The sequence below is a fragment of the Streptomyces uncialis genome (assembly GCF_036250755.1).
Classification (GTDB): domain Bacteria; phylum Actinomycetota; class Actinomycetes; order Streptomycetales; family Streptomycetaceae; genus Streptomyces; species Streptomyces uncialis.
This window is the reverse complement of sequence record NZ_CP109583.1, coordinates 229,328-254,646: the sequence shown is the minus strand read 5'-3', so window position 1 is coordinate 254,646 and position 25,319 is coordinate 229,328. Positions and strand designations below refer to the sequence as shown.

Genomic DNA, 25,319 nt, shown 5'->3' with positions numbered 1-25,319 from the left:
CTCCGCCCCACCGGTCCCGGGCGAGGTCGGCCCCGGCCGGCGGAGTGGTGATCCGTGGGGACGGGCCGGATCACTTCTTGCCGAACAGACCGCCCTCGAACGTGGCCCAGTCGTACATCTGGTGCACCGCCTGGCCCAGGATCGGAATGCTGATGTGCTCGAAGACGTCCTCGATCAGGTCGATGTCACCCGTGTTGTTGATCAGCGGGGCGTTGATGTTGATCAGGCCGCCCGAGAGGGGGGACGACTGCTGGTCCTGCGCGTGGGCGGTACCGCTCGACAGGGCGAGGGCGGCACCGGTCGCCACGGTCGCCATGAAAGCCGCACAGCGGACACGACGGTTCATTCGCACTCCGATCCAGGGATCTCGGATTCAAGGGAGTTCAGCCCAGCCCGCAACACCCTTGCGTACAAGGGGTGTTGAGGAAGGTTGCTGCTGTGGGGGGCTGAAGTGAGCGACAGCTTGCCACCGAGTCAAGTCGAAGTAAAGTGCCTGGTCACAATGAAATGATCATGGCTGGTTCGCCCGAACCCCACCCGGATTGAGGGGGATGCACCGGCGCGGAAGGACCGCCGTACGAACGCGGACCCGGCCGCGACGGCACACCGGTCAACCTCCTTGACCACCAACGGCGTTCACTGATCACGCCGCCGCACACAGACCACGGCCAGCAGCGCCGGAACGGGCGTCCACACCGCCACCCACCCACCGAACACGGTCGTGACGACCGTGACCACGACGACCTTCGCGCCCATCGCCGTATGCCGTGCGGGCACCGCCGCGAACGTCGTCCGGATCGTGCACGTGCCGTACTCGCCGACGATGACGAGGGCGCCGATGGCGCCGAGCGCGATCATCATGACCAGGGCGGCGTTCCCGGTGAACGCCTGCTGCAAGGACATTCCTTCGCGTACGAAGGACGCCCGCCCGGCCGCGTCACGTTCCGTCCAGTGGCTGACGAGGTCATGGGCCACCCCCGCACCGGCCGCCTCCGCATCCGCCCGGCCGGGCCGTAGGGTGGTCGCCGTCAGGACCGGACACCGGGTGGGCGCGGTACGCCCGCCCACGGGGGAGGGGACGTGTTGAGCAGCACACTGCTCGCGGGGCTGCTGCCCCCACAGGTGATCAGCGCCGAGGCGTACACCGATCCGCCGGGAGTGTTCCTGTACCCCGAGGAAGAGGCCGTGATCACACGGGCCGTGGACAAGCGGCGGCGCGAGTTCACGACGGGCCGGTACTGCGCCCGGCAGGCGCTGACCGCGCTCGGTGTGACCCCCGGGCCGCTGCCACGCGGTGAGCGGGGCGCCCCGGTGTGGCCCGCCGGGGTCGTCGGATCGCTGACCCACTGCGACGGCTACCGCGCCGCCGCCGTCGCCCGCCGCTCCGAGGTGACCTCCCTCGGCGTCGACGCCGAACCCCATGCCCGGCTGCCCGACGACGTACTCGGCGGTGTCACCCTGCCCGCCGAACGGGACGCGCTGGCCGTGCTCGAACGGCGGCACCCGCGACTCCACTGGGACCGGCTGCTGTTCAGCGCCAAGGAATCGGTCTACAAGACGTGGTTCCCCCTGACCGGCGCCTGGCTCGGCTTCGAGGAGGCGGAGGTGGAGTTCCTCGCGCCCCGCGCGGACCCCTGGCCTGCGGGGGACGGCCCGTCGGTGGCCGACGTGGGTGTACCCGGCGTGTCGGCCGTACCCGGTGTACCGGACGGTGCTGCCTACTCGGGTGAGTTCCGGGCGCGGCTGCTGCGTTCGGGGCAGGACCGTGACGGACACCCGCTGCGAGGCTTCGAGGGCCGCTGGCTGGTCGCCCGCGGACTGCTCCTCACCGCCGTCACCTACCGCACCCCCGGAGCCGGGTCCACGAGCGGCTCCGGAGTCTGAACGGCCTTAACGCGACGCCTTCGTACGGCGACACCCCGCACGAAGGCGCCCCGGCCGACCGGTTGCCGGGTACCCCATCCGGGCGACCACCCGTGCTCCGCCGCCCGGTCGCCCCCACCTCCGCGAGACCGGTCGTCCGCGCTTCCCGCAGCCCCCGCGTCCCCGCCTTCCGCAGACCCTCGCCCCTGCCTCGCGCCGGGCGGTCGCCCCGCCTGCCGCCGGGCGGGGGACGTACCCCGCCCCCACCAAGGTTCGTCGCCCCGGACAATCCCCCTCCCGCCGCTTCGTTCTCCCGGCCAACTCCGGGTCGCCCCGGACTGCCTACGCTGATCGGACGCTCAGCCGACGATCGCCCAGCCGACCACGAAGGACGGTTACCGATGACCGCAGCAGTCGACCCCGCGCGCTGGACCGATCTGCTCAGCACGGCGGCGGTGAGGCACGGCGTACCAGGTGCCGCGCTGGCGTTCCACCACGACGGCCGGATGCACGAGTTCGCGACCGGGGTGCTCAACCGGGACACCGGCCATCCCGTCCGTACCGACTCCCTGTTCCAGATCGGCTCGATCACCAAGGTGTGGACGGCCACCCAGATCATGCAGTTCGTGGAACAGGGCACCTTCTCGCTCGACACCCCGGTCATCGACGTATGGCCTGAGTTCGAGGTCGGGGGCGAGCACCAGACGAAGTCCGTGACCATCCGGCAGCTGCTCAGCCACACCTCCGGCATCGACGGAGACTTCTTCCACGACACCGGGCGCGGCGACGACTGTCTGGACAAGTACGCCGACGCCTGCCGCCAACTCCCGGCGGTCCACCCCCTCGGCGCCACCCAGTCCTACTGCAACTCCGGCTTCTCCCTGCTGGGCCGGCTCGTCGAACGGATCACCGGCAAGACCTGGGACGCCGCGCTCCGCGAGCAGATCATCGAACCCCTCGGCCTCACCCACACCTGCACGCTGCCCGAGGAGGTGCTGCGGCACAGCGGCGCCGTCGGACACAGGAAGGACGGCTCGGTGAGCAAGGTCTGGGGGCTGATGCGGTCCGCCGGTCCCGCCGGGCTCATCTGCGCCCGCGCCGCCGACGTGGTGTGCTTCGGTCGCGGCCACCTCTCCGGCGCGCTGCTCAAGCGGCCCGAGGCGATGTGGGAGGCCCAGGTGACGATCCCGGGCCCGATGCCGTTCGCGAGCGAGTGGGGGCTCGGCTGGATGCTGGACACCCTCTCCGGGCGCCGGATCCTCTCCCACGGAGGCACCACGATCGGTCAGTCATCGATGCTGTGGGTCGAACCGGAGTCCGGCTTCACCGCCGCGCTCGTACTGAACGGCGGCAACTCCGTCGCCTTCGAACACGAGCTGGGCACAGCCCTCTTCGGGGAACTGCTCGGTATCGAGGTCCCGCCCCCGCCGGGCCCGCCCGCCACCCCCGTCGACACCGACGCCGCACGCTTCGCCGGGGTGTACGAGAGCGTCGGCGTCAAGATCACCATCACCGCGCGCGACGGTGACGGGCCGCGCCTCGTGATGGAACGCAAGGGCGACCTGGCCGAAACCGCGCCCGGTACGAGCATGGACCTCGTGGCCGTGAGCGGGAACTCGTTCGTCGGACATGTCGAAGGCATGGGCTGGCTGCCGGTGGTCTTCTACGAACTCGCCGACGGCTCGCCGTATCTGCACTTCGGTGTCCGGGCCGTGCCCAAAGCCGACTGACGTAACCCGGTGCGGTGAACGCGGGCCCCAGGAGGGTGCGGGCGGCACCACGGGCACCAGGACGGACGACACGACTGGCGGTACGACGGGCGGCAGTACGCGTCATCGTCCCAAGGGGTGTCAGAGGGCGATCCACTCACGCGACGTGGTGACCTCGTCCAGCAGATCGGGTACGGGGTCCACCCCGGTACCCGGCCCCGTCGGCGCCTCCAGATGACCGTCGACCAGCTCGAACGGTGCCGTGATGTCACTCGCGTAATAGCGGCTGGACGCGGAGGTGTCACCGGGCAGCGAGCAGCCGGGCAGCGCGGCCAGCGCGACGTTCGCCGCCCGCCCGATACCCGTCTCCAGCATGCCCCCGCACCGTACGGCGACCCCGTGCGCCCGGCACAGGTCGTGGATACGGCGCGCTTCGAGACAGCCGCCGACCCGGCCGGGTTTGATGTTCACCACCGAGCACGCGCCCAGCGAGATCGCCGCGGCGGCGTGCGCCGAGGACTCGATGGAGTCGTGGGGGACCCGCCGCCGGGGTCGCGGCCGGGCGACGGGCTCATCCTCGTGCCGCCGTGATCAGTTCGGCGAGCAGCGCCGCCCGGACCGGCATCGTGTCCACCACGACATGCTCGTCGTCGGCGTGCGCGCCGCCCCCGACCGCGCCCAGCCCGTCCAGGGTCGGACAGCCCGCTCCCGCGGTGAAGTTGCCGTCGGACGCGCCACCGACCGCCGCGGCGGTGAGCGGCGGCAGCCCGAGGCGGGCCGCCGCTTCCTGGGCGAGGGTGAACAGCGCGGCGGACGCCTCCCGTTCGAGCGGCGGCCGGTTGGGCCCGCCCCGGACCCGGAGCGAGGCGCCCGGGGTGCGGGCCGTCAGTGCCCGCAGCAGTTCGTCCACCTGCCGCTGCGCGGCGAGGGCCGGGACCCGGACATCGACCTGGAACGTGGCCCGCGCGGGCACGGTGTTCCCGGCGGACCCTGCGGCGAGCACGGTCGGGGTGACCGTGGTCCGCCAGGAACCGTCGTACCCGTGGGACGTGTTGACGACCTCGGCGAGGGCGTCGACTGCCAGGATCTGACGGGCCGCCTCCACGGCGGCGTTCACGCCCTTCTCCGGTTCCAGGCCCGCGTGCGCGGCCTTCCCCAGCACCTCCACCTCGTACCAGGAGGTGCCCTTGCGGGCGGTCTTGAGCGCACCGCCGTCGGCGGACGCCTCCAGCACGAACGTCGCCGCGCAGCCCCGCGCGGCCTCCTCGATCAGGGTGCGCGAGGTCGTCGAACCGACCTCCTCGTCACCGGTGACCAGGACCCGCACCCCCTCCGGCGACGGCAGTGAGCCGAGCGCGTGGAACATCTGCACCAGCCCGGCCTTCATGTCGAAGACCCCCGGCCCCCGGGCGATCCCGTCGGTCACCGACCAGGGGTGGGTGACCAGCGAACCCATCGGCCACACCGTGTCGTGATGGCCCACGAGCAGTACCCGGGGCGTCCCGAAGGTCCAGCTCAGATGGGTGACGCCCGACACGGTCAGTACCTCGGGCGCGGTGCCCGTCAGTCGCGCGCCCTGCGCGGCGACGACCGCCGCGCTGCGTGTCACCGCCTCGTGGTCCGCCGAGAACGACTCGCACAGCACGAGCTCTTCGAGATCCGCGAGCATCGCCGCCAGTTCCATGGTCTCCTCCGTCTTCGTCGGCCCGGCTCCCCGGCCGGGTCCGGATGCCGTTCACCCGGGGTGCGTGGTGGCGGGCCGCCCGGCGAGGTGCGGCCCGCCGGTGTACGTACCCTTATCGGGGGCGGCCCAGTTCGGCGCGGAACAACCGGTGCGCATTGCCGCCGAGTACGGCTTCGACGTCCTCCTCCGGGTGGCCGCGCCGGATGAGCTCCGCCGTCACCAGCGGCAGGCCCGCCGGCCCTTCGAGACCCGGTAGCGCTTCCAGCGGATCGATGCCCTCGATACCGCAGTCCTCGCAGCACGGCGGTGTCACCTCGCTGATCACCTCGCGGACGAAGTCCGGCCCGAGACCGACGTGTGCCGTACCCGCGACGGACGCCACATGCTCGATGTGGTCCACCACCCGGGCCACGGTCCGCTCGGCGGGGTCGGCCGCGAGGAACCCGGGGAAGAAGCTGACGCAGACGACCCCGCCCGTCGCGGCGATCCCACGGATCTGCTCATCGTCAAGATTGTTAGTTGGTGGTGTACGCCGAACACCGGACGGAACGCGGACGGCGAGCGCGGACGGGGAGCGATGGGGGAGGGGCGGACGACAGCCCGACCGACGGGACCGGACCGTGCGACATCGCGCCCCGACGGTTGTGCGATCGCCAGGGCCATGCCGCGCGGTCCCGTCGTCCTGTCACCCGGTGGCGCCGACCGGTGACCCGCTCAGGCGTACCACCGGCTCACCGGGCGGACCACCGGCTCATCGGCCGTACCGCCAGGTCAGGCGTGCTGCGGAACCTCGTCCTTCAGCATGCCGCGGAGCTGGTCGCGTAGTTCCGGTGTGTTCTCGTGGCCGTGGACGGACGCCGCGTGCTCGGCGGCGGCGCGTACCACTTCCTCCTCCTCACCCGCGATGGTGAGCGAGCAGTTCGACTCGCTGGGATAGTCCCTGCAATCGGCGACCTTGCGCATGATGTGCCTCCCGTCGGCGAACTGCCGGCGTCGCCGCTTCGGCGGTCGCCGGAACGGGAGGGCGGGGCAGATACGTCGTACTGTCCCTCCAGCCTCCCTCTCCTCGCGCCCTGGCGAAAGCCCCGGACACCCGGCGCGACCGGACGGACACCGCGGGTGGGACCTGGCGGCACACCGTGAACAGGCGGCGACCCCGGGTGAGGTGCGGGCGGCTCCGCCGGGCCGGAGCGATACCGAAATCGACGCTCACCCGTGAATAGCTTCATCATCTTCCGCCCAGCCGCACCCGGCTGCCAGCATCAGCGCACTGTCACCGGTTCAGGGAGAAAAGATGGCAAACCACAGACGTCTGCGCGCTGTCGCGGCCCTCGCGGCGGTGGCCGCCCTGGCCGTCACCTCCTGCGGTCGCTCCGAGAAGGGGAGCGACGCGGGACCGGGCGCCTCCGCCGCCGAGGGGAAGACCGCCGAGGAACTCGTACCGGCGTCGTTCAGGAAGAGCGGGGTGCTGCGGGTGGCGACCGCCGTCGGCTACCCCCCGATGGAGATGTACAAGCCCGGCACCACCGAGCTGACCGGTGTGGACCCCGACCTCGCCCAGGCCGTCGCCGACGAACTCGGCCTCGAACTCAAGCTCACCAACGCCGCCTTCGACGGGCTGATCCCCGGGCTGAAGTCCAGCCGCTTCGACCTCGTGATGTCCTCCATGACCGACAGCCCCCAGCGACGCCAGGCCGTCGACTTCGTCGACTACTTCCGCACCGGCGGCGTGATCATGACCAAGAAGGGCAACCCGGAGGGCATCAAGACCCTGGACGACCTCTGCGGCAAGAACGTGGTCCTCGCCAAGGGCAGCTCCAACCTGGAGATCGGCCAGGAGCAGAACGCCGAGTGCGACCCCAAGATGCGGATCTCGCAGAGCGAGGACGCCCCCACCGGACTGCTCCAGCTGGAGAGCGGACGCGCGGTCGCCACCATCGTCGACTACCCCGTCGCCGCGATGTTCGCCAAGAAGAACCCCGCCTACCAGGTCCTTCCCACCCAGTACGGCGCCGCGCCCTGGGGCATCGCGGTGAACAAGGACCAGAGCGGTCTGCGGGACGCGGTCCAGAAGGCGCTGCAAGGGCTCATCGACAACGGCGGCTACAAGAAGATCCTCGACAAGTACGGGGTCGCGGACAGCGCCGTGCCGCGGGCCACCGTCAACGACGGCAAGTGAGCCGGACGGTGGACAGGGACATGACCCAGCTCAGCAAGACCGATCCCCCGGGCCCGGACGGCACCCATCCCCCTGGCCCCGCCGAGGTGAAGGGATCCGGCGCGGCCAGCGGCGTCCCCGACGACGAGTTCGCCTTCCGGGTCACCCGCCGCCCCCGCCCCGCCCGCTGGTTCGCGGTCCTCGCGGCCGTCCTGGTCACGGTGTGGCTCGGCTACACCGTCGTCGTCAACCCCAACCTCCACTGGGACGTCATCGCCGACCACCAGTTCGACGCGGTGATCCTCGAAGGGCTCTGGGTCACCGTCCAGCTCACCCTCGTCTCGATGACCGCCGGCATCGTCATCGGCGTCGCCGTCGCGGTGATGCAGCTCTCCGAGAACCCCGTCCTGCGGGTCACCGCGAGCGCCTACACCTGGTTCTTCCGGGGCACGCCCCTGCTCGTCCAGCTCATCTTCTGGTTCAATCTGGCACTGTTGTTCCCCGTGATCAGCATCGGTGTCCCCTTCGACGGACCCAAGCTCGTCGAATGGCAGACCAACGCGGTCATCACCGGGTTCGTCGCCGCGCTGCTCGGCCTGTCCATCAACGAGGGCGCCTACCTCGCCGAGATCGTCCGCGCCGGTATCCAGAGCGTCGACCCGGGCCAGCGCGAGGCCGGGGCCACCCTCGGCATGTCGAACCGGCAGATCCTCGCGCGGGTCATCCTGCCCCAGGCCATGCGGGTCATCATCCCGCCGTTCGGCAACCAGTTCATCTCCATGCTGAAGACCACCTCCCTGGTATCCGTCATCGCGGGCGCCGACCTCATGACCGTCTCCCAGCATCTGTACCTCGCCAACTTCGAGGTCATCGCGCTGCTGATGGTCGCCTCCCTCTGGTACCTGGCCCTCACCACCGTCGCCAGCGTCGCCCAGCACTTCATCGAACGCCGCTACAGCCCCGGCGCCGCACCCCTGCGCCGCAGGATGCTCACCAACCTCGTCCCCGGGCGCACCGGCAAGGGAGCCGCCTCATGAACGACCTCGTCCTGCGGGCCCGAGCGGTCCGCAAACGGTTCGCCGACACCGAGGTGCTGCGCGGCATCGACCTGGAGGTCCGGTCCGGCGAGGTGCTGTGCGTCATCGGCCCCTCCGGCTCCGGCAAGTCCACCCTGCTGCGCTGCTTCAACCATCTGGAGCGCATCGACGCCGGCCGCGTATGGGTCGACGGCGAACTCGTCGGCTACGAACAGCACGGCACCTCCGGCCGGGTCCTGCGCGAACGGCGCGAGAAGGAGATCCGGGCCCAGCGCGAACGCGTCGGCATGGTGTTCCAGCGCTTCCACCTCTTCCCGCACCGCACCGCCGTCCAGAACGTCATGGAAGGCCCCGTCGTCGTCAAACGCCGCCCCCGCGCCGACGCCGAGCGCCGCGCCCGGGAACTCCTCGACCGGGTCGGACTCGCCGACCGCGCCGACCACTACCCCGCTCAGCTCTCCGGCGGCCAGCAGCAGCGCGTCGCCATCGCCCGCGCCCTCGCCATGGACCCCACCCTGATGCTCTTCGACGAACCCACCTCCGCCCTCGACCCGGAACTCGTCGGGGAGGTCCTCGGCGTCATGCAGGACCTCGCCCGCAGCGGGATGACGATGATCGTCGTCACCCATGAGATGGGCTTCGCCCGTGAGGTGGCCGACCGCGTCGTCTTCATGGACGAGGGACTCGTCGTGGAGTCCGGACACCCCGACGAACTGTTCACCGCCCCGCGGCACGACCGCACCCGGGCCTTCCTCTCCACGGTGCTGTGATGGGCGCTCCCCTCGATCTGCTGCTGCGCGGCGGCACGGTCGTCGACGGAACCGGCGCTGCCGCCCGCCGCGCCGACATCGGCGTCCGCGCCGGACGGATCACCCTGCTGCCCACCGGCGCGCCCGCCACGGCCCTGACCACACTGGACGTCACCGGACGGACCGTCACCCCCGGCTTCATCGACGTGCACACCCACTCCGACGCCCTGGCGGTGCCGCAGGACACCGAGGACCCCTCGGTGGAGACCCTGCGGCTCGCGCCCCTCCTCCAGGGCGTCACCACGGAGATCGCCGGGAACTGCGGCTCCAGCCTCTTCCCCGCGCTGCCCGAACGCCTCGGCGGCCTCGCCGGACATCTGCGGGTCACCTTCGGGCTCGGACCGCTCCCACCTGCCGCCGACTTCACCGCCTTCGCCGCCGGCCAGGCCCCCGCGCTGCGCGCCACCCATCTCGCGTCCCTCGTCGGCCACGGCACCCTCCGCGCCGGGGTCATGGGCTTCGACGACCGCGCCCCCACGGACACCGAACTGCGCACCATGTGCGACCTGCTCGACCGGTCCCTCACCCAGGGTGCCGCCGGACTGTCCACCGGCCTCATCTACCCGCCCGGCACCTACGCGGACACCGACGAGATCGTCGCCCTCGCCCGGATCGCCGCCCGGCACGGCAAGCCGTACGTGACCCATCTGCGCGACGAGATGTCCGGGATCGACACCGCGCTGGAGGAAGCCCTCCACATAGCCGTCCGCTCCGGCGCCCCGCTCCAGATCTCCCACCACAAGACCGCGGGACGCCACGCCTGGGGCGCCACCCTGCGTACCCTGCCCAGACTGGAACAGGCCCGGGCGGAGGGAGTGGACGTGCTCTGCGACGTGTACCCGTACACCGCGGGCAGCACCGTCCTGCACGCCATGCTGCCGCCCTGGGCCAACGAAGGCGGCATCCCGGCGCTGCTGGCCCGGCTGCGGGACGACGCGGTACGTGAGCGGGTCCGCCGCGACATCGCCGGAGGCGTCGCGGGCTGGGAGAACACCGTCGGCAACGGCGGCTGGGACCTCATCGCCGTCGCCGCCGCCCCCACCCACCCGCACATCCAGGGCCGCCGGATCGCCGACCTCGCGGCCGAACGCGCCGTCGACCCCGTCGACTACGTCGCCGACCTCCTGCTCGCCGAGGAAGGCGAGGTGACGATCATCAGCCACTCGATGCGCGAGGACGACGTACGCCGTGTCATCGCCAGCCCGCTCGCCATGATCGGGTCCGACGGCGTCCCCAAACCGGGCCGCCCCCACCCGCGCTGGGCGGGCAGCTTCACCCGGGTCCTCGGCCGCTACGGACGCGACGAAGGACTCCTCACCCTGGAGAACGCCGTCCACAAGATGACCGGACTGCCCGCCGCCCGCTTCGGACTCACCGGCCGCGGCACCATCCGGGACGGCGCCCACGCCGACCTGGTCGTCCTCGACCCCGCCACCGTCCGCGACCGGGCCACCTTCGACAGCCCGCTGCTCGCGCCCGACGGCATCGGCACCGTCGTGGTCGCCGGCCGGCTCGCCGTCCACGACGGACGGCCCACCGGGGTCCGGGCCGGACAGGTGGTGGGGGTGCGATGAGCCTCGACCGTGTCGTCGCGGCGGCCGGCCGGTCCGCCGCGCTCCCGCTGGTCCTCGCCGTCCACGCCGTCGATGTCGACACCGGCGAGAGCGTCGGCGCCCACGACGAGGCCGTCCTGCCCGTCGCCTCCGCGTCGAAACTGCTGCTCCTCGCGGAGATCGCCCGGCGCCTCGACACCGGTGAGCTGCGCCCCGACCGTCCCGTCGACCTCCTCGACGAGGACCGGACGGGCGGCACCGGGCTGCTGTCCCGGTTCGGCCGGACCGGCTGGAGTGTCGAGGACCTGTGCTGGCTGACCGCCTCCGTCAGCGACAACACCGCCACCAACGCGTTGTTGCGGCTGGTCGGGCGGGAGTCCACCGCACGGCTCGCCGCGGAGCTGGGACTACGGCGGCTCACCCTGCACGACTACGTGCGGGACGTACGGGGTCCCGGGGTGCCGCCGGTCTTCGCCACGGGGACCGCGCGGGATCTGGCCCTGCTGGTGGCACACGCGGCCAGGGGCTCGATGGTGACGCCCGGGGCGTCCGCCCGGCTGCTGCGCTGGATGCGCGCGAACACGGACCACGGGCTCGTACCCGCGCTCATCTCCCACGACCCCTACGCGGAGTGCTTCCCCGAGCGGCCGGCCGGACGACTGCTCGTGGCCAACAAGACCGGTACGGACGCGGGGGTGCGCGCCGACGCGGGGCTGCTGATCGGAGCCCGGCGGCTGGCGTACGCGGCGGTCGCGCACTGGGACACCGGACTGGGACCGAGCACGGAACGGGCGGCTGTCCACGCGATCCGCGACATCGGCCGCACCCTGGAGTCCTACGCCCTCACTCCACGCCCCTGACCCGGCCGGGCCGCGCCCGTGCGTGCACCAGGACCGCCGATCAGCCCAGGGTGCGGGCCCGTTCGAGAACCTCGGCCGGAGCCTTGGCCACCGAACCGCTGTCGAAGGGGGGTTGCGGGTCGTACTCGGTGTAGAGCTGTATCGCCTGGGCGGTCAGGTCGTCGCTGAGCAGCGCGGCCAGCCGCACGGCCATGTCGATACCGGAGGAGACCCCGGCCGAGGTGATCACCCGGTCGTGCCGGACCACCCGCTCGGCGGTGTAGACGGCGCCGTACGACTCCAGTTCGGCGACCGCGTCCCAGTGGGTGGTGGCCGTCAGCCCGTCCAGCAGACCTGCCGCGCCGAGCACCAGGGAACCGGTGCAGACCGAGGTGGTGAAGCGGGTGCCGGTATGGACGCGGCGCACCCAGTCGAGGAAACCGGCGTCGGCCACCATGGTCTGGAAGCTGCCCCCGCCCGGTATCAGCAGGACATCACAGCGTTCCACCTCGGTGTACCCGGTCGGCACATGCACCGGCAACGACCCCAACACGTCCCGCACCAGACCGGGTTCGGCCGTCACGAACCGCACGGTGGCACCGGGCACATAGGCGAGGATCTCGTAGGGCCCGATCGCGTCAAGCGGCTCGAAGTCGTCGAAGAGGGGGATCACGATGTCCATGCGCCGCAGCATAACCACCAGATCAGCCCCACCAGGAGCCCCGTCCGCCGACCACGAAGTACCCAGGGCCGCAGAACCAAGTACGCCCACGAACGAGTACCGAGGAACGCGAGGAACCGCGCGAACGTACGCCGAGCACGGGCTACCCAGGGGCGCGGGGAACTGCGCACCCACGGACGACCCGCACGGGACAAGCTACGGCCACAGGCACAAACCCAGGGGCGCGAGGAACAGCGCGCACCCACCGAGCGACGGCACTGGACGAAGTGCGCCGAGCACGGGCTACTCAGGGGCGCGGGGAACTGCGCACCCACGGACGACCCGCACAGGACAAGCTACGGCCACAGGCACAAACCCAGGGGCGCGAGGAACCGCGCGAACCCACCGAGCGACGCCGCAGGGCGAAGTGCGCCGGGCACGACGTACTCAGGGGCGCGGGGAACTGCGCACCCACGGACGACCCGCACAGGACAAGCTACGGCCACAGGCACAAACCCAGGGGCGCGAGGAACCGCGCAAACCCACCGAGCGACGGCACTGGACGAAGTGCGCCGAGCACGGGCTACTCAGGGGCGCGGGGAACTGCGCACCCACGGACGACCCGCGCGGGACCAGCTACGGCCGCAGGTACGAACCCGGGGGCGCGGGGAACCGCGCAAGCACTCACGGGCTCCGTGAAGAGAGAGACCGTCACCCCCACTGCGTACTGACTTCCCGAGCCGCCCGCCGCAACTCCGTCAGGAACGAACGGAGCAGCGGATTCAGATTGCTGGACCGGGTGGCGACCCCGATCCGCCGGTGCAACCGCGGATGATCCAGCCGGCACACATGGACCCCGGCCGTGTCCCCGATCCCGAGCGCGGGGACCAACGCGATCCCCATCCCGGCCCGCGCGAGGTTCACCGTCACCTGGTAGTGGTCGCTACGGCACCGCACCCGTGGCAGAAAGCCCTCCGCGGCACAGGCACGTTCCAGTACGGGCTCACCGGTACTGCCACCCCGCGTACCGATCCAGGTCTCCCCCTCCAGCGCCGCGAGCCGCACCACCGTCTGGCGGCCCAGCCGGTGCCGCAGCGGCACCACGACCAGCTGCGGCTCGTCGAAGAACATCTCCACGTCCACCGTGGCGTCCCGGCACCAGGGGTCGAGCGGATGCTCGAACACGACGGCGGCGTCGAGCCGCCCCGCCTCCAGATCGGGCACCAGCTCGTGCGGCTGCCCGAGAATCAGCTCCAGCTCGACCTGCGGACGCTCCGCGGAGAAACCGGCGAGCGCGCGCGGCAGCAGCTCCAGCCCGGAGGAGGCGAAGAACCCGAGCCGCAGCAGCCCCGCCTCCCCGGCGGAGTGCCCCCGCAGATCGTCCCGGGCGACCGCCATCAGATCCGAGATGGCCTGCGCGTGCTCCGCGAGCCGCTGCCCGGCCACCGTCATCCGCAGACTCTGCGGCGCCCGCTCGACCAGCGCGACACCCACCTCCTGCTCCAGCCGCGCGAGCTGGTGGGAGACCGCCGACGGGCTCAGATGCAGGGCCTGCGCCGCGGCCACGATGCTGCCCCCGCGGGCGATCTCCAGCAGGACGAGCAGACGCGCACTGTTCAGCATCGCGTCATGCTAAGCGCTGCCCGCGCCGGGCATCGCGACCGGTTCCACGGGCAGCCCGTGCGCAGTCGCCCCCGCCGACGCGAGGTATGCCGCCCCGGGCACCGCCGCCGGTCCCGGGACATCGAGGCGCAGCAGGTCCTCCTCCGTCTCACGGCGCACCACGAGCCGTGCGTGCCCGTCCCGGACGAAGACCACGGCCGGGCGCGGGAGCTTGTTGTAGTTGGACGCCATCGCGTACCCGTACGCGCCGGTCACCGGGGTCGCCAGCAGATCACCCACCCGCAGATCGGCGGGCAGGGCGGCGTCGTCGATGACGACGTCCCCGCTCTCGCAGTGCTTGCCCACGAGCCGGGCCCGCAGGGGCCGCGCCGCTCCGGGGCAGCGCGGCAGGAACGCCTCGTAGCGGCTGGCGTAGAGCGCCGGACGCGGGTTGTCGCTCATCCCGCCGTCGACGCTGACGTAGGTGCGGACACCCGCGATGTGCTTGATGGTGCCGACCCGGTACAGGGTCATGCCCGCGCGGGCCGTGACCGACCGGCCCGGTTCCACGGTCACCGCGCCGGACCAGCCCGCGCCGCGTACCGCGTCCCGTACCGCCGCGGCCCACCGCGCGAACGACGGCGCCCGCTGTCCGCTCTCGTACGCGACCCCGAGGCCCCCGCCGACGGTGAGCCGGGCCGCGTCCGTCCCGGCGGCGAACCGGGCGACGGCCGCCGCGCCCGCCGCGAGTTCCGTGGTGTCGAGCACCTGTGAGCCGACATGGGCGTGGATTCCCTCGAAGCGCACGGCCGGGGACGCCGACGCGCGCCGTACGGCGGCCAGGGCCGAGCCGTCGGCGAGACCGAAGCCGAACTTCGAGTCCAGGCCGCCGGTCCGGATCGCCTCGTGCGCCCCGGCCGCGACCCCGGGCGCCACCCGCAGCTGCACGGGGGCCGGGGGCAGTCCCTCGGCCCGATGCAGCCGCTCGATCCGGTCCATTTCGTCGAAGCTGTCGACGACGAGGTGCCGGACCCCGGCGGTCAGCGCGGTCCGCAGCTCCGCCTCGTCCTTGTTGTTGCCGTGCAGCACGATCCGGTCGGCCGGTACCCCGGCGCGCAGCGCCACCCGCAGCTCCCCGCCGGACGCGACGTCGAGCAGCAGCCCTTCCTCATGGGCGAGCCGGGCCATCGCCGTGCACAGGAACGCCTTGGAGGCGTAGGCGACGCCGTCCCGGCCGAACGCGGCCACGGCCTCCCGGCAGCGGCGGCGCAGATGCTCCTCGTCGTAGACGAACAGCGGTGTCCCGAACCGTGCGGCCAGTTCGGTCAGCGCCACGTCGCCGACGGTCAGCCCCCGGGGGCCGTACGCCGAGGTCAGGGGCAGCAGTTCCGGGTCGATCGCTGACGTCATGGGTTCCTCCCGCTGGCTGGCTCGTGGCCATCCTGGGGCCTGCGGGCGGAGTGACAAAAGCGGATTGTTCCGGTGCTGAGCACCACGTTCTTCGATGCTCGGTCACCGGGACGGCCCTCGGGCCGGGGGAGTCGGATACCAGGGGGCGGGCGGTGGGCGCCGGGCGCTGCTTCCACGTCGCCCGCGAAGGAAGGCACGCCCCCCGCGAAGGCACGCCCCCCACCCCGCTCAGCCGCCGAACGCGCCCGCGTTCTCCCGTACCCACTGGGCGAACGTCCGCGCGGGCCGCCCCGTGACCTTCTCCACGGTCGGCAGCACCGTGTACCCCGCGGCCGGCGGGTCGGTCCGCATGGCCAGGAAGAAGCCGATGTCCTCGGCCGTGTACCCCGAGTCACGCCACCGCGCCACGATCTCGTCCTCGGACAGCTCCTCGTACCGGACCTCGCGGCCCAGCACCTCCGTGATCGTCGCGACCTTCTCCGGGGCTGTGAACGCCTGCGGGCCGGTCAGCCAGTACTCCTGACCCGCGTGACCGTCGGTGGTCAGCGCGACCGCGGCCACCGCGGCGATGTCGGCGTCGTGGATCATCGCGCTGCGCGCCTCGGGGAAGCCCTCCCGGACCACACCCTCCGTACGCACCGGGTCCGCCCACTCCAGCGTGTTGGACATGAACTCCACCGGGGCGAGGAACGTCCACTCCAGCCCACCGGCGTCGACCGCCTCCTCCAGCGGACTGCGGGCCACATCGCCCTTCAGCACCGTCACCCGTCGGACCCCGGCCTCCCGGGCCAGCGCGACGATCTCCGGACCGCTCGTCAGCGGTGCGAACCCGGCGCCGTCGAAGGTGATCAGATGCGCGGCCGTCACCCCGTCGAAGACCCCGGCGAGCCCAGCCGGGTCCGTGAGGTTCCCGGCCACCACCTCGACGCCGTCCGGCAGATCCGCCGCCCGGGGCGAGCGGGTCAGGGCGCGGACCCGGTGCCCGGCGGCGAGCAGCTCGTCGACGAGCGGACGGCCGACCTTGCCGGTGGCGCCGGTCACGAGAACGGTCATGGGATTCCCTCCGTGGTGGACACGCCGGGTGATCGGCGTGTCCGTCACACTAGGAACGATCGCGGCCGACTTCTGTCCGCGATCGCTGCTGGAATGCCCGGGGCCGCCGCACCCGCGCGTTCCGTCCGTCCACCGCCGCCCGGAGACCACCATGCTGGAGACGTCCGCCCGACTGCTGCGACTGCTCGGGCTGATGCAGAGCCACCGCGACTGGCCCGGGGCACGACTCGCCGAACGGCTCGGGGTCAGCGCCCGGACCGTCCGCCGCGACGTCGACAAGCTGCGGTCCCTGGGCTACCCGATCCACGCGATCGGCGGGGTGGGCGGCGGCTACCAGCTCGCCGCGGGCAAGGCACTGCCCCCGCTGCTGCTGGACGACGAGGAGGCCGTCGCCGTGGCCGTGGGGCTGCGGACCGCCGCGGGCGGCGCGGTCACCGGGATCGCCGAGACCTCCGTCCGGGCGCTGGCCAAACTCGACCAGGTGCTGCCTTCCCGGCTCCGCCACCAGGTGGGTTCGCTCAGCGCCGCCCTGGTCACCCTGCCCTCACCGGGTCCCACCGTCGATCCGTCCATCCTCGTCACCCTGGCCACCGCGGTACGGGACCACACACGGCTGCGCTTCGACTACGTCTCCCACGAGGGCTCCGACTCCGTCCGGGACGTGGAGCCCTACCGGCTGCTGCACACCGGCCGCCGCTGGTACCTCTTCGGCTGGGACACCGGCCGGGCCGACTGGCGGACCTTCCGCACCGACCGGCTCACCCTGCGCACCCCGGCGGGCCCCCGCTTCACCCCGCGGTCCCTGCCCGCCGAGGACCTGTCCCACTATCTGGCCCTCGGCATCACCACCCAGCCGCACCGCTACCAGGCGGTACTGACCATGCACGGCTCCGCCGAGGCCGTCGCGGACGAGGTGCCGCCCACCCTCGGGGTCATCGAGCCCGTGGACGAGCACAGCTGCGTCCTGCGCGTCGGCTCCGACAGCCTCGACCAGCTCGCCGTCTGGACCGCGGCCTTCGGGTTCGACTTCGACATCCACGAACCGCCCGAGCTGATCACCCACATCCGCGCCCTGACCCAACGCCTCGGACGTGCCGCGTGGCCGGACGGGCCGGTCAGTCCAGCAGGGTCGCCGCGTGATCCGGGACGTACGACTGGAGGTCCCGCGGCGGACGCTCGTAGCCGGACGCGGCCGGGCGCGGCGGGATCGTGACGTCCGGCGGGGGGACCTCCCGGTAGGGCACCGTGGACAGCAGATGGGCCATCATGTTGAGCCGGGCGCGCCGCTTGTCGTCGCTCTCCACGATATGCCAGGGCGCCTCGGGGATGTCCGTGTGGACCAGCATCTCGTCCTTCGCCCGTGAGTACGCCTCCCAGCGGGTGATGGACTCCAGGTCCATGGGCGACAGCTTCCAGCGGCGCAGCGGGTCCTCCAGCCGCTTGTGGAAACGGCGTTCCTGCTCCGCGTCACTCACCGAGAACCAGTACTTGCGCAGCAGGACGCCGTCCTCCACCAGCATCCGCTCGAAGATCGGGCACTGGTGCAGGAACCGCTGGTGCTCCGCCTTGGTGCAGAAGCCCATGACGTGCTCGACACCCGCGCGGTTGTACCAGCTGCGGTCGAACAGCCGGATCTCCCCGGCGGCCGGCAACTGCGCCGCGTACCGCTGGAAGTACCACTGGCCGCGCTCCCGTTCGGTGGGCTTGGGCAGGGCGACGATCCGCGCGACACGCGGGTTGAGGTACTCCGTCACCCGTTTGATCGTGCCGCCCTTGCCCGCCGCGTCCCGCCCCTCGAAGACCACGACCAGCCGGACGCCCTCGGCCCGCACCCACTCCTGGAGCTTCACCAACTCGGTCTGGAGCCGGTACAACTCCCGCTCGTACGGCCCGCGCGGCACCTTCGTCACGCCACCCGGCTTCGCGTTCTTCCTGCCCGCCAACGTCAGCCACCTCTCCCACCGTGTCCACCGCCGCTCCGCCGCCCGGACCTCTCCGGCGCGGGCCCGGCCCTGAAGCACCGTAACCGACCGCGGTCTGGGAGGACGTGGGCGGCGGCCCGACACACAGGCACCCGCGCGCGGACACCGGCCCCGTCCGGGCACACCGCTCCGGCGCACGGCCCCGGCACACCGCTCCGGAACAACGCTTCCGCACACCGCTCCGCACACCGCTCCGGGCGCCGGACGGCGTGCCGCGGCTGTGGGCGCGCGGCCCGGCGGCGCGCGGCGGGATTGTCACACCCACCTGTCACAGTGATCCCATGGTCAACCCCACACCGGACGACACGTCCCAGCCGAGCACCCCCGAGGGCATGGTCGAGGAGGCCATTCCCGTCCTGCGCGTCGAGAACGCCGCCACGGCGGTGACGTGGTACGCCCGCCTGGGCTTCGTCCAGCAGTGGGAGCACCGCTTCGAGCCGGACCTCCCCGCCTTCGTGGAGGTGGCCCGGGGCCCGGTGCGGCTCTTCCTGTCGGAGCACCGGGGCGATGCCACCCCCGGCACCCTGGTGTATCTGCGGGTCCGCGATGTGGACGCGGTCGCGGCCGAGTTCGGTGTCACAGCCGAGGAGGTGCCGTGGGCCCGGGAGATCGAGCTGCGGGACCCCGACGGCAACCGGCTGAGGGTCGGCACACCCCTGGAGTGACACCCATGGCCGTACGGGTCCACCGCGCCCGCCCGGACGCGGTGGACCGCGCCGGTCAGTGGCCCCCGGCGGAGCTGACCGACAGCTGCTTGTCGAAGGTCCGGCCACCGTCGTCGGAGCGGTAGACGCCGTCCTGGGACGCGATCACCAGCCGCTCCCCGTCGAGCGCCGTGAGCGCCTGCGGCCCGCCCCCGGGGACGGTGCCCCGCCCGGTCCAGGTACGCCCCCCGTCCGCGCTGACACTGAGCGCCCCCGCCGGGTCCACCCCGTACAACGCGTCCTTCCTCGGCCAGGACAGATGGGCGAGCACCGGCTGCGCGGCGGCGGCGAAGCTCCTCCCGCCGTCCGTGCTGCGCACGATCCCGCCCTCGGTCGTCGCGAGCACGGTGTCCGGGTCGGCCGGGCTGACCGCGAGGTCCACCGCGCTCAGTTCGGCACGGCTGTCCCAGCGCTCGCCGTCCGCGCTGACCCGCAGCAGACCGTTGGTGCTGTCGTAGCCGTAGATCGTGCCGTGCGCGTACTCCAGCGAATGGAAGTCGACCTCCCCGCCGAGCGACCTGTCCTTCCAGGTACGGCCCTTGTCGGTGCTCTCGATCAGGCCCAGGTTGCTCGGCGCGTCACGGCCCGGCGCGGGATGACCGCTGGCCAGGAAGGCGCCGGACTTCCCGAGCGTGAAGCCCATGAAGTCGTCCTTGCGCTCCCCGACCAGCTCGGGCGCGCCCTTGTCGTCGGGGGTGTAGATGCCGTCGTGCGTGGCCACATAGAGCGTGCCGTCGGCCGGATCGACGGCCACACCGTGGATATGGCTGATCGTGGTGCCATGGGCCTGGTCCTTGTCGCCGCCCCCGTCACCGTCACCGCCGGACGAACAGGCGCCGAGGGCCAGCGCGAGCACGGTGACGGAGACGGAGACGGAGACGGACAGGGCGGTGCGGTGCTTCATCATCGGGTCCTGATCGGGTGTCGGGCGCCGCGAGGGCGCGCGTGGCGGGAACGGCCGCGGACGGCCGGGAGCGGGGGAGCGGGCCGGGGGCCCGGGACGGCACTCGCCGCCCCGGGCCCCCGGAACCGGTGCTCAGAGCCGGTCGAGGATCTCCTGGAGCTGATCGACCTCGGTCCGCTGCGCCTTCACCACATCGTCGGCGAGCGCCTTGGCCGTGGCGTTGCGCCCGTTCTTCTGCTCGTCACGCGCCATCTCGATGGCACCGTTGTGGTGGTCGATCATCAGCCGCGCGAACTTCTTGTCGAACGCGGTCCCCTTGGCGTCCTTCAGCGCCGCCATGTCCTCGGCGGTCATCATCCCGGACATCCCGCCGGATGCGCCGGACCCCTCGGACCCGCCCGAGTGGCCGCCGTGGTCCGTGCCGTCGGCGGACTCGGGCTTGCCCCACGCCTTCAGCCAGGACCGCATCTTCTCGATCTCGGGGTCCTGGGCCCCGGAGATCTCCTTGGACAGGGACGTGATCGCGGCGTCCTTCGCACGGCCGTCCGCGAGCGCGGACATCTCCAGGGCCTGCTCATGGTGGGGGATCATCATCTGCGCGAACATCACGTCCGCGTCGTTGAAGGCACCGGGCGCCGGGTTGTCGCCGGACGCCTCACCGGAGCCGGTCGCGCTCGGCGCGGCGGACCGGTCGCTGCCGTGGTCCATGCCGTCCATGTCGTTGTCGTCGCCGCCGCACGCGGCGAGCAGGAGCGACGCCGCGGCGACCGCGGAGACCAGGGCGAGACGGCGGACCGGACGGCGCGGGACACGCGTGAAGGCGGTCATGTCGAAACCTCTTGACTGTTCGGTTCTGCGAGAAGGAGCTCATGACGCGAGGGCGGGCACGGCTCGGCCGGGAACGGCACGAGGGGCCCGCGGTGGCGTCGGCCTAGATCCGCAGGATCGACAGTCGTATGAGATCGGGTCCGCTTGGCGGCGGCTGCGGCAGCGAACGGCGCAGCGCGCCCGCGCGCAGCCGCACCAGCCACTCGGTACGCCGGGACAGCGCGGCCCGCAGCAGCGCCGCGAGCAGCCAGGCGGCCAGCACGGCCACACACAGCGAGGCCATGTCCATCGCCATGCCGGTGTCGTGCGAGGGCGCCTCGTCGTGCTCCCCGGACACGGCTGGGACGGCCGCGGCGGCGCGGTCGGCGTACGAGGACGCTGATCCGGCCGCCGGACCAAGAGCGGCCGGACCAAGAGCGGCCTGGCCAGGACCGGCCTGAGCTGACGCGGCTGGACCAGGAGCGGCCTGACCCGAAGCGGCGTGACCTGAGGTGGCCGGATCCGAAGTGGCCGCATCCGGCGCCGCCTGCCACGCGACGGTCCGCCACGCGGTGGCCGGGTCCGCCGCCATCGGTGCCGCGCCCGTGAGCGTCGCCGCGCCCGGGGAGCCATGACCGGCGGTGGACGGCGGATCGGCGCCGGGGGGCGCCCCGTGCGCGGTGGAGTCCAGGGCGGTGCCGGACGGGCTCTCCTGGTGACCCACGGTGTGCATCATGAAGACACCGAGCGCGAGCACGGCCACGAGCAGCAGATGCCCCCAGGCACCAGCTGTCCGCAGTGTCCGGCCGATCCGCACGTGTCCCGTCCCTTGTCCGTGTCCGAGCGACCCCGGTCCGGGCGCGGCCCGTGGGGTTTCGCCCCCGACCATACCCAAGGGGGGCATCCGGCGCCGAACAAGGTCACCTTCCGTGCGCCGCCCGGCGAGCCGGGCCCGCGAGGTCCGGCGCGGGCGGGGTCATGCCGGGCATCGCCTCCATTACCTCCGGCGTAATCGACCCGCTTCCGTGGCCGGGGCATGGTGGTCGCACCGGCCCCGGGGCGGCGCACTCCGCCTCGGGGACCGGTGACCACCGACGCGTTCCCGACCCACGGAGGGTGACCCCGCCATGTCCGCCACGTTCCCGCTCGCCGCTCTTGCCCGCACCACCGAGCCGGTCACCATGCTGCGGCGCTTCCTCGCCCTCGACGCCGTCGTCACGGGCGTCAACGGTGTCGCCTATCTCGCCGCCTCGGGCCCGCTGAGCAGACTGCTCGGCGTCGACGCGGGACTCCTCGTCGCCCTGGGTGTCTTCCTCACCCTCTACGGGCTCGGTGTCGCGGCCCTCGGCGCACAGCGTTCCCCAGGGACCCTGCCGGTCCGGCTGGTGGTCGAGGCGAACGCCGTCTGGGCCGTGGTCAGCCTCGTCGCGCTGGTGTTCTGGCTGACGCCGACCACCGTCGGCGCGGTATGGGTGCCGATGCAGGCCGTGACGGTCGGCGGATTCGCCCTGCTCCAGCACCTGGCGCTGCGCGCGGTGCGGAACGCGGGACCGCGGGGGTGAAGGCTGCCGCCTCCCGGCGGAGGCGTGCGGGCGCGGAGGACGGTACGGGGGAGGGCCCCGGCTGCCATCCGCGCCCGCACAGGCAAGTGCCCGGCCGCCCCGCCGGAGCCGCGCTCCCGCCCGGCCCCGGCCGATCGCGGCTCGCGCCGCCTCGGCCACTTCTCCGCAGCACTGGACACCCGCCCGCCGGACCGGCGATCCTGCCGGTCGGGCGGCGGCCGGACACGCGGTGACGCACCACCGGCCCGCCGCCCCGGAAGCGGTACCTCCCGTACGGCGGGTGCCGCCACGACAGGCGGGTACGACACAGGGGGCGATTGCGGTGGAAGCGGTGCGGAACGTGTCACCAGGCGTGGGTGCCGGAACGCGGGACGTGGGTGCCGGGTCGCCGGACATGGGCGCCGGGACGCGGGAGCCGGCGGGTGCCGGAACACCGGCCCACATCACAGTCGTACCACCGCCTCCGGAGCAGTCCCGCTGGATCGAACTCGCGGGCGCCGACAACGTCCGTGACCTCGGAGGACTGCCCGTCGACGGCGGTGGCACCACCCGGCGGGGCGTCCTCTTCCGCGCCGCCACCCTCCAGGGTGTGACCGCCGAGGACGTGGCACTCCTGGTGGACGGCCTGAAGCTGCGCACCGTGGTGGACCTGCGCGGACCGGGCGAGGCCGAGCGTGAGGGCCATGGTCTGCTCACCGCGACGGCCGTGCACCGCGCCAACCTTCCCGTCCGGCTCCCGGACCCGGACCTCTCCGGTGTCGTCCCCGACGAGCCCGAGAACGAGATGCACGACTTCTATCTCGGTCTGCTGCGCGCCAGCGGCGACACCCTCACCGCCGCCGCCCGGCTCGTCGCCGACCCCGGCCGGCACTCCCTCGTCTTCCACTGCGCGGTCGGCAAGGACCGGACAGGGGTCTGCGCGGCGGTGCTCCTCGACGCGGTCGGGGTGCCCGCCGAGGCCATCGCCACGGACTACGCGCTCACCGCCGAACGTGTGGCCAGGGTCAGGGACCGGCTGCTCACGATCTCCTCGTACCGGCACATCCCGCCGCTCGGCCACGCGTACATGGCCTCCACGGCACGCTCCATGCACGACTTCCTGGCCCGGTTGTCGGCCGACTACGGAGGAGGCGCGGGCTGGCTCGTACGGAACGGCTTCACCGACGCGGAACTGACCCGGCTGCGGGACACCCTGGTGGAGCGCTGAGCCCCGATCGCCGCAGATGGGCGGCCCGCCGTGACGGAACGGCCGGGCCGTCGACGAGGGGTACCGCGAGGCCCTGACGGATCCGGACCTCGGTCATGGGGCGGTAGCCGGGCCGGGGCCCCGCCGGGAGGGGGCGCGCGGGCCACCGGGACGGCGTGTGCGTGGCCGCCGGGCGGGCGTGTGCGGGCCGGGTCACCCATGTGGGTGACGAATGGGGCGAACCGGGGTAGGAGAGCGGTACGCGTACCCCGCACACGGCGACCTCCCGGGCGGGGAGGTCCCTTGTGCGGCCGCCGCTGTGGCGCCCGCTCGCGAGGAGGTCCGGCATGACTACCGCGACAAGACTGCTGACGGCACTGTCCGCCGAGCATCGCCGGATGCTCATGGAACTCGCACAGGAGGTCTCCTTCCCCCAGGACGCCCGGATCTTCGAGGAGGGCGGCCCGGCCGACCGGCTCTGGGTGATCCGCTCCGGCACGGTCAGTCTCGACCTGCGGGTGCCGGAACGGCGTCCCGTCACCGTCGAGACCCTGCACCCCGGCGATCTGCTCGGCTGGTCATGGCTGTTCCCGCCGCACGAGTGGGACTTCGGGGCCGAGGCGTTCAGCCCGGTACGCGCCTACGAGTTCGACGCGCCGAAGGTCCGGTCCCTGTGCGAGCAGGACACCGCGCTCGGGCTCATCCTGCTGCGGACGATCGCCGAGATCCTGGCCCACCGGCTGGAGGGCTCGCGGACCAGGCTGATCGAGAACTACGCCAAGCACGGGGGAGCCACCCTGTGACCCTGTGACGGTGACCCGTGCCCCCGCGTCGCGAGAAGGGCGCTTCGGGTCGGCTCAGGCGGGCGGGCCCTGGCAGCGCTTCCGCATGCCGGAGTGCTCCCGGGCCTCCGCCGGAGCGTGATCAGGAGATCCCCGGGCGGACCACCATCCGGTAGCGGGGGTTGTCGCCGTACCGGAGGAACGGGTACCGCGCGTCCACCGTGTCGTACATGCCCTGCTCCGCCCGGGCCAGGCCATCGTCCAGCCAGCGCGAGTACCAGGTGAGGAAGTCCGTCTCCAGGCAGTACAGCCCGGTCCCGCCCAGCACCGAATCCACCCACACCGTCCCCCGGCGCGGCCCGCGCAGCACCAGGAACAGCAACTCCCCGCAGCCATGTTCGGCCAGGGGCAGCCGTCCCCGGGTCCACGGCGTGCCCAGGTACTCCGTCCGGAGCCGGGAGAGTCCGGCCGCGTACTCCGGGTCCGCGCCGAGGCGCGCGAGGTGCGTCGCCCGGTCGTCGTCACCGCCTCCGAGCCGTTCCTGGAGGTCCACGTCCCCGGTGAGCGGACTGTCCGCGCCGAGCACCCCGGTCCCGCAGGACCGGGTGAGTTCGCCGAGTGCCTCGTCCAGGGACATCACCCCGTGGTACGGGCCCGGTGCCCCGTCCGCGACCGAGGTCACGAACTCCCGGTGATCCTCGGGCAGTCGGACCCCGGCCAGCCGCTCCACCCGCTCGACGGTGTCCGCCCCGGCGACGGGGCGGGACCTGTGGCGATGCCGACCGGCGCCGAACAGCCGCAGGCCCGGGTCGGCGGCACGAAGCAGTCCGAGCTTGCGGCGGATCGCCGTCATGGTGTCCATGGCCGGAGTGTACGACCGCCCCCGGACGCCTCCCCGGGACGCCTCCCCGGGACGCCTTCCGGCGCCGGGTTCCCGGCGGTGAACGCCGCGCGCCGCACCCGTACTTGCCCGGCCCGGAGCGACGCCGCGATACGGCGAACCCCGTCCCCTGT

Annotated in this window: 25 protein-coding genes and 2 pseudogenes; 12 read left to right on the top strand and 15 right to left on the bottom strand. The window is 72.6% G+C overall.

The annotated features are described in order from the left end of the window. Positions 1–70: 70 nt before the first annotated feature. Together OG711_RS01135 and OG711_RS01130 are read right to left on the bottom strand one after the other, a co-directional pair. On the bottom strand, positions 71–346 hold the full coding sequence (locus tag OG711_RS01135) for a hypothetical protein (protein WP_073792515.1): 276 nt from the start codon (positions 344–346) through the stop codon (positions 71–73). 290 nt (positions 347–636) lie between these two features. Then, positions 637–975, bottom strand: coding sequence for a hypothetical protein (locus OG711_RS01130; protein ID WP_329558071.1), 339 nt, complete (start codon positions 973–975; stop codon positions 637–639). A 120-nt stretch (positions 976–1,095) separates the two neighbouring features. Between OG711_RS01130 and OG711_RS01125 the strand changes: the two genes are divergently transcribed. Together OG711_RS01125 and OG711_RS01120 are read left to right on the top strand one after the other, a co-directional pair. Beyond that, positions 1,096–1,884: a 4'-phosphopantetheinyl transferase family protein gene (locus OG711_RS01125; protein ID WP_405674732.1), complete on the top strand. Its 789-nt coding sequence runs from the start codon at positions 1,096–1,098 to the stop codon at positions 1,882–1,884. Positions 1,885–2,264: 380 nt separating this feature from the next. After that, positions 2,265–3,593: a serine hydrolase domain-containing protein gene (locus OG711_RS01120; protein WP_329558070.1), complete on the top strand. Its 1,329-nt coding sequence runs from the start codon at positions 2,265–2,267 to the stop codon at positions 3,591–3,593. A 120-nt stretch (positions 3,594–3,713) separates the two neighbouring features. On the opposite strand, the pseudogene OG711_RS01115 reads toward OG711_RS01120, so the two are convergent. The 4 genes and pseudogenes from OG711_RS01115 to OG711_RS01100 all read right to left on the bottom strand — a co-directional run. Beyond that, positions 3,714–4,103: pseudogene (locus OG711_RS01115) on the bottom strand (enolase C-terminal domain-like protein); the annotation flags it as partial. A gap of 40 nt (positions 4,104–4,143) precedes the next feature. Then, positions 4,144–5,256, bottom strand: a complete 1,113-nt coding sequence (locus OG711_RS01110) for a M20 family metallopeptidase (protein ID WP_405672528.1) — start codon at positions 5,254–5,256, stop codon at positions 4,144–4,146. 112 nt (positions 5,257–5,368) lie between these two features. Beyond that, a pseudogene (locus tag OG711_RS01105) lies at positions 5,369–5,764 on the bottom strand (membrane dipeptidase); the annotation flags it as partial. A gap of 263 nt (positions 5,765–6,027) precedes the next feature. Further along, a complete protein-coding gene (locus OG711_RS01100; protein WP_073792520.1) occupies positions 6,028–6,219 on the bottom strand; it encodes a DUF1059 domain-containing protein in 192 nt (63 codons plus the stop codon). Between the two features lie 331 nt (positions 6,220–6,550). Here OG711_RS01100 and OG711_RS01095 point away from each other — a divergent pair, with 331 nt between their 5' ends. From OG711_RS01095 to OG711_RS01075, 5 genes are read left to right on the top strand one after another with little or no spacing between them, the layout of a single operon-like run. After that, on the top strand, positions 6,551–7,435 hold the full coding sequence (locus OG711_RS01095) for an ABC transporter substrate-binding protein (protein ID WP_329558069.1): 885 nt from the start codon (positions 6,551–6,553) through the stop codon (positions 7,433–7,435). A gap of 20 nt (positions 7,436–7,455) precedes the next feature. Beyond that, complete coding sequence (locus OG711_RS01090) at positions 7,456–8,451, top strand: amino acid ABC transporter permease (protein WP_079184909.1); 996 nt, start codon at positions 7,456–7,458, stop codon at positions 8,449–8,451. Beyond that, positions 8,448–9,221: an amino acid ABC transporter ATP-binding protein gene (locus OG711_RS01085; protein WP_073792522.1), complete on the top strand. Its 774-nt coding sequence runs from the start codon at positions 8,448–8,450 to the stop codon at positions 9,219–9,221. The genes OG711_RS01090 and OG711_RS01085 overlap by 4 nt, the downstream gene beginning before the upstream one ends. Continuing rightward, positions 9,221–10,834 (top strand): N-acyl-D-amino-acid deacylase family protein, encoded by a 1,614-nt coding sequence (locus tag OG711_RS01080; RefSeq protein WP_329558068.1) that lies wholly within the window; start codon positions 9,221–9,223, stop codon positions 10,832–10,834. Before OG711_RS01085 ends, OG711_RS01080 begins: the two co-directional genes overlap by 1 nt. Further along, a complete protein-coding gene (locus OG711_RS01075) occupies positions 10,831–11,673 on the top strand; it encodes a serine hydrolase (RefSeq protein WP_329558067.1) in 843 nt (280 codons plus the stop codon). The genes OG711_RS01080 and OG711_RS01075 overlap by 4 nt, the downstream gene beginning before the upstream one ends. Positions 11,674–11,713: 40 nt before the next feature. Here OG711_RS01075 and OG711_RS01070 read toward each other — a convergent pair whose 3' ends face one another. From OG711_RS01070 to OG711_RS01055, 4 genes are all read right to left on the bottom strand, one after another. Continuing rightward, positions 11,714–12,334 carry a DJ-1/PfpI family protein gene (locus tag OG711_RS01070; RefSeq protein ID WP_329558066.1) on the bottom strand — a complete coding sequence of 207 codons (621 nt, stop codon included), beginning with the start codon at positions 12,332–12,334 and terminating at the stop codon, positions 11,714–11,716. Between the two features lie 690 nt (positions 12,335–13,024). After that, positions 13,025–13,936: a LysR family transcriptional regulator gene (locus OG711_RS01065; protein ID WP_073792525.1), complete on the bottom strand. Its 912-nt coding sequence runs from the start codon at positions 13,934–13,936 to the stop codon at positions 13,025–13,027. 9 nt (positions 13,937–13,945) lie between these two features. Next, complete coding sequence (gene lysA, locus OG711_RS01060; RefSeq protein ID WP_329558065.1) at positions 13,946–15,325, bottom strand: diaminopimelate decarboxylase; 1,380 nt, start codon at positions 15,323–15,325, stop codon at positions 13,946–13,948. Between the two features lie 228 nt (positions 15,326–15,553). Next, positions 15,554–16,378, bottom strand: coding sequence for an NAD(P)H-binding protein (locus OG711_RS01055; protein WP_329558064.1), 825 nt, complete (start codon positions 16,376–16,378; stop codon positions 15,554–15,556). 151 nt (positions 16,379–16,529) lie between these two features. On the opposite strand from OG711_RS01055, the gene OG711_RS01050 reads away from it, so the two are divergent. Beyond that, on the top strand, positions 16,530–17,591 hold the full coding sequence (locus OG711_RS01050) for a helix-turn-helix transcriptional regulator (protein ID WP_329558063.1): 1,062 nt from the start codon (positions 16,530–16,532) through the stop codon (positions 17,589–17,591). Here the strand turns inward: OG711_RS01050 and ppk2 are convergent. Next, the gene (ppk2, locus tag OG711_RS01045; RefSeq protein WP_245876913.1) at positions 17,494–18,321 is read right to left on the bottom strand and encodes a polyphosphate kinase 2; all 828 of its coding nucleotides are present in this window, start codon (positions 18,319–18,321) and stop codon (positions 17,494–17,496) included. The two genes, OG711_RS01050 and ppk2, sit on opposite strands and share 98 nt — an antisense overlap. 371 nt (positions 18,322–18,692) lie before the next feature. On the opposite strand from ppk2, the gene OG711_RS01040 reads away from it, so the two are divergent. Beyond that, the gene (locus tag OG711_RS01040; RefSeq protein WP_266510075.1) at positions 18,693–19,025 is read left to right on the top strand and encodes a glyoxalase superfamily protein; all 333 of its coding nucleotides are present in this window, start codon (positions 18,693–18,695) and stop codon (positions 19,023–19,025) included. A gap of 55 nt (positions 19,026–19,080) precedes the next feature. Here the strand turns inward: OG711_RS01040 and OG711_RS01035 are convergent, their stop codons facing one another. From OG711_RS01035 to OG711_RS01025, 3 genes are all read right to left on the bottom strand, one after another. After that, positions 19,081–19,971: a F510_1955 family glycosylhydrolase gene (locus OG711_RS01035; protein WP_329558062.1), complete on the bottom strand. Its 891-nt coding sequence runs from the start codon at positions 19,969–19,971 to the stop codon at positions 19,081–19,083. Between the two features lie 129 nt (positions 19,972–20,100). Further along, positions 20,101–20,796 (bottom strand): DUF305 domain-containing protein, encoded by a 696-nt coding sequence (locus tag OG711_RS01030; protein ID WP_329558061.1) that lies wholly within the window; start codon positions 20,794–20,796, stop codon positions 20,101–20,103. A 103-nt stretch (positions 20,797–20,899) separates the two neighbouring features. After that, entirely contained in the window at positions 20,900–21,592 is a 693-nt protein-coding gene (locus OG711_RS01025) for a hypothetical protein (RefSeq protein ID WP_329558060.1), read from the bottom strand. A 310-nt stretch (positions 21,593–21,902) separates the two neighbouring features. On the opposite strand from OG711_RS01025, the gene OG711_RS01020 reads away from it, so the two are divergent. The 3 genes from OG711_RS01020 to OG711_RS01010 all read left to right on the top strand — a co-directional run bounded on the left by OG711_RS01020 (position 21,903) and on the right by OG711_RS01010 (position 24,326). Next, complete coding sequence (locus OG711_RS01020) at positions 21,903–22,337, top strand: hypothetical protein (RefSeq protein ID WP_329558059.1); 435 nt, start codon at positions 21,903–21,905, stop codon at positions 22,335–22,337. 394 nt (positions 22,338–22,731) lie between these two features. Next, on the top strand, positions 22,732–23,544 hold the full coding sequence (locus OG711_RS01015; protein WP_329558058.1) for a tyrosine-protein phosphatase: 813 nt from the start codon (positions 22,732–22,734) through the stop codon (positions 23,542–23,544). A 326-nt stretch (positions 23,545–23,870) separates the two neighbouring features. Further along, positions 23,871–24,326, top strand: a complete 456-nt coding sequence (locus OG711_RS01010) for a cyclic nucleotide-binding domain-containing protein (protein ID WP_073792532.1) — start codon at positions 23,871–23,873, stop codon at positions 24,324–24,326. Positions 24,327–24,447: 121 nt separating this feature from the next. On the opposite strand, the gene OG711_RS01005 is transcribed toward OG711_RS01010, so the two are convergent. Beyond that, the gene (locus tag OG711_RS01005; RefSeq protein WP_329558057.1) at positions 24,448–25,167 is read right to left on the bottom strand and encodes a hypothetical protein; all 720 of its coding nucleotides are present in this window, start codon (positions 25,165–25,167) and stop codon (positions 24,448–24,450) included. Positions 25,168–25,319 lie beyond the last annotated feature (152 nt).

What these genes read in the sequence shown, in the direction of transcription:
- OG711_RS01135 (WP_073792515.1), bottom strand. Translation starts at nt 346, where the DNA reads ATGAACCGTCGTGTCCGCTGTGCGGCTTTCATGGCGACCGTGGCGACC.
- OG711_RS01120 (WP_329558070.1), top strand. Translation starts at nt 2,265, where the DNA reads ATGACCGCAGCAGTCGACCCCGCGCGCTGGACCGATCTGCTCAGCACG.
- OG711_RS01110 (WP_405672528.1), bottom strand. Translation starts at nt 5,256, where the DNA reads ATGGAACTGGCGGCGATGCTCGCGGATCTCGAAGAGCTCGTGCTGTGC.
- OG711_RS01100 (WP_073792520.1), bottom strand. Translation starts at nt 6,219, where the DNA reads ATGCGCAAGGTCGCCGATTGCAGGGACTATCCCAGCGAGTCGAACTGC.
- OG711_RS01095 (WP_329558069.1), top strand. Translation starts at nt 6,551, where the DNA reads ATGGCAAACCACAGACGTCTGCGCGCTGTCGCGGCCCTCGCGGCGGTG.
- OG711_RS01090 (WP_079184909.1), top strand. Translation starts at nt 7,456, where the DNA reads ATGACCCAGCTCAGCAAGACCGATCCCCCGGGCCCGGACGGCACCCAT.
- OG711_RS01085 (WP_073792522.1), top strand. Translation starts at nt 8,448, where the DNA reads ATGAACGACCTCGTCCTGCGGGCCCGAGCGGTCCGCAAACGGTTCGCC.
- OG711_RS01080 (WP_329558068.1), top strand. Translation starts at nt 9,221, where the DNA reads ATGGGCGCTCCCCTCGATCTGCTGCTGCGCGGCGGCACGGTCGTCGAC.
- OG711_RS01075 (WP_329558067.1), top strand. Translation starts at nt 10,831, where the DNA reads ATGAGCCTCGACCGTGTCGTCGCGGCGGCCGGCCGGTCCGCCGCGCTC.
- OG711_RS01070 (WP_329558066.1), bottom strand. Translation starts at nt 12,334, where the DNA reads ATGGACATCGTGATCCCCCTCTTCGACGACTTCGAGCCGCTTGACGCG.
- OG711_RS01065 (WP_073792525.1), bottom strand. Translation starts at nt 13,936, where the DNA reads ATGCTGAACAGTGCGCGTCTGCTCGTCCTGCTGGAGATCGCCCGCGGG.
- lysA (WP_329558065.1), bottom strand. Translation starts at nt 15,325, where the DNA reads ATGACGTCAGCGATCGACCCGGAACTGCTGCCCCTGACCTCGGCGTAC.
- OG711_RS01055 (WP_329558064.1), bottom strand. Translation starts at nt 16,378, where the DNA reads ATGACCGTTCTCGTGACCGGCGCCACCGGCAAGGTCGGCCGTCCGCTC.
- OG711_RS01050 (WP_329558063.1), top strand. Translation starts at nt 16,530, where the DNA reads ATGCTGGAGACGTCCGCCCGACTGCTGCGACTGCTCGGGCTGATGCAG.
- OG711_RS01040 (WP_266510075.1), top strand. Translation starts at nt 18,693, where the DNA reads ATGGTCGAGGAGGCCATTCCCGTCCTGCGCGTCGAGAACGCCGCCACG.
- OG711_RS01035 (WP_329558062.1), bottom strand. Translation starts at nt 19,971, where the DNA reads ATGATGAAGCACCGCACCGCCCTGTCCGTCTCCGTCTCCGTCTCCGTC.
- OG711_RS01030 (WP_329558061.1), bottom strand. Translation starts at nt 20,796, where the DNA reads ATGACCGCCTTCACGCGTGTCCCGCGCCGTCCGGTCCGCCGTCTCGCC.
- OG711_RS01020 (WP_329558059.1), top strand. Translation starts at nt 21,903, where the DNA reads ATGTCCGCCACGTTCCCGCTCGCCGCTCTTGCCCGCACCACCGAGCCG.
- OG711_RS01015 (WP_329558058.1), top strand. Translation starts at nt 22,732, where the DNA reads ATGGGCGCCGGGACGCGGGAGCCGGCGGGTGCCGGAACACCGGCCCAC.
- OG711_RS01010 (WP_073792532.1), top strand. Translation starts at nt 23,871, where the DNA reads ATGACTACCGCGACAAGACTGCTGACGGCACTGTCCGCCGAGCATCGC.
- OG711_RS01005 (WP_329558057.1), bottom strand. Translation starts at nt 25,167, where the DNA reads ATGGACACCATGACGGCGATCCGCCGCAAGCTCGGACTGCTTCGTGCC.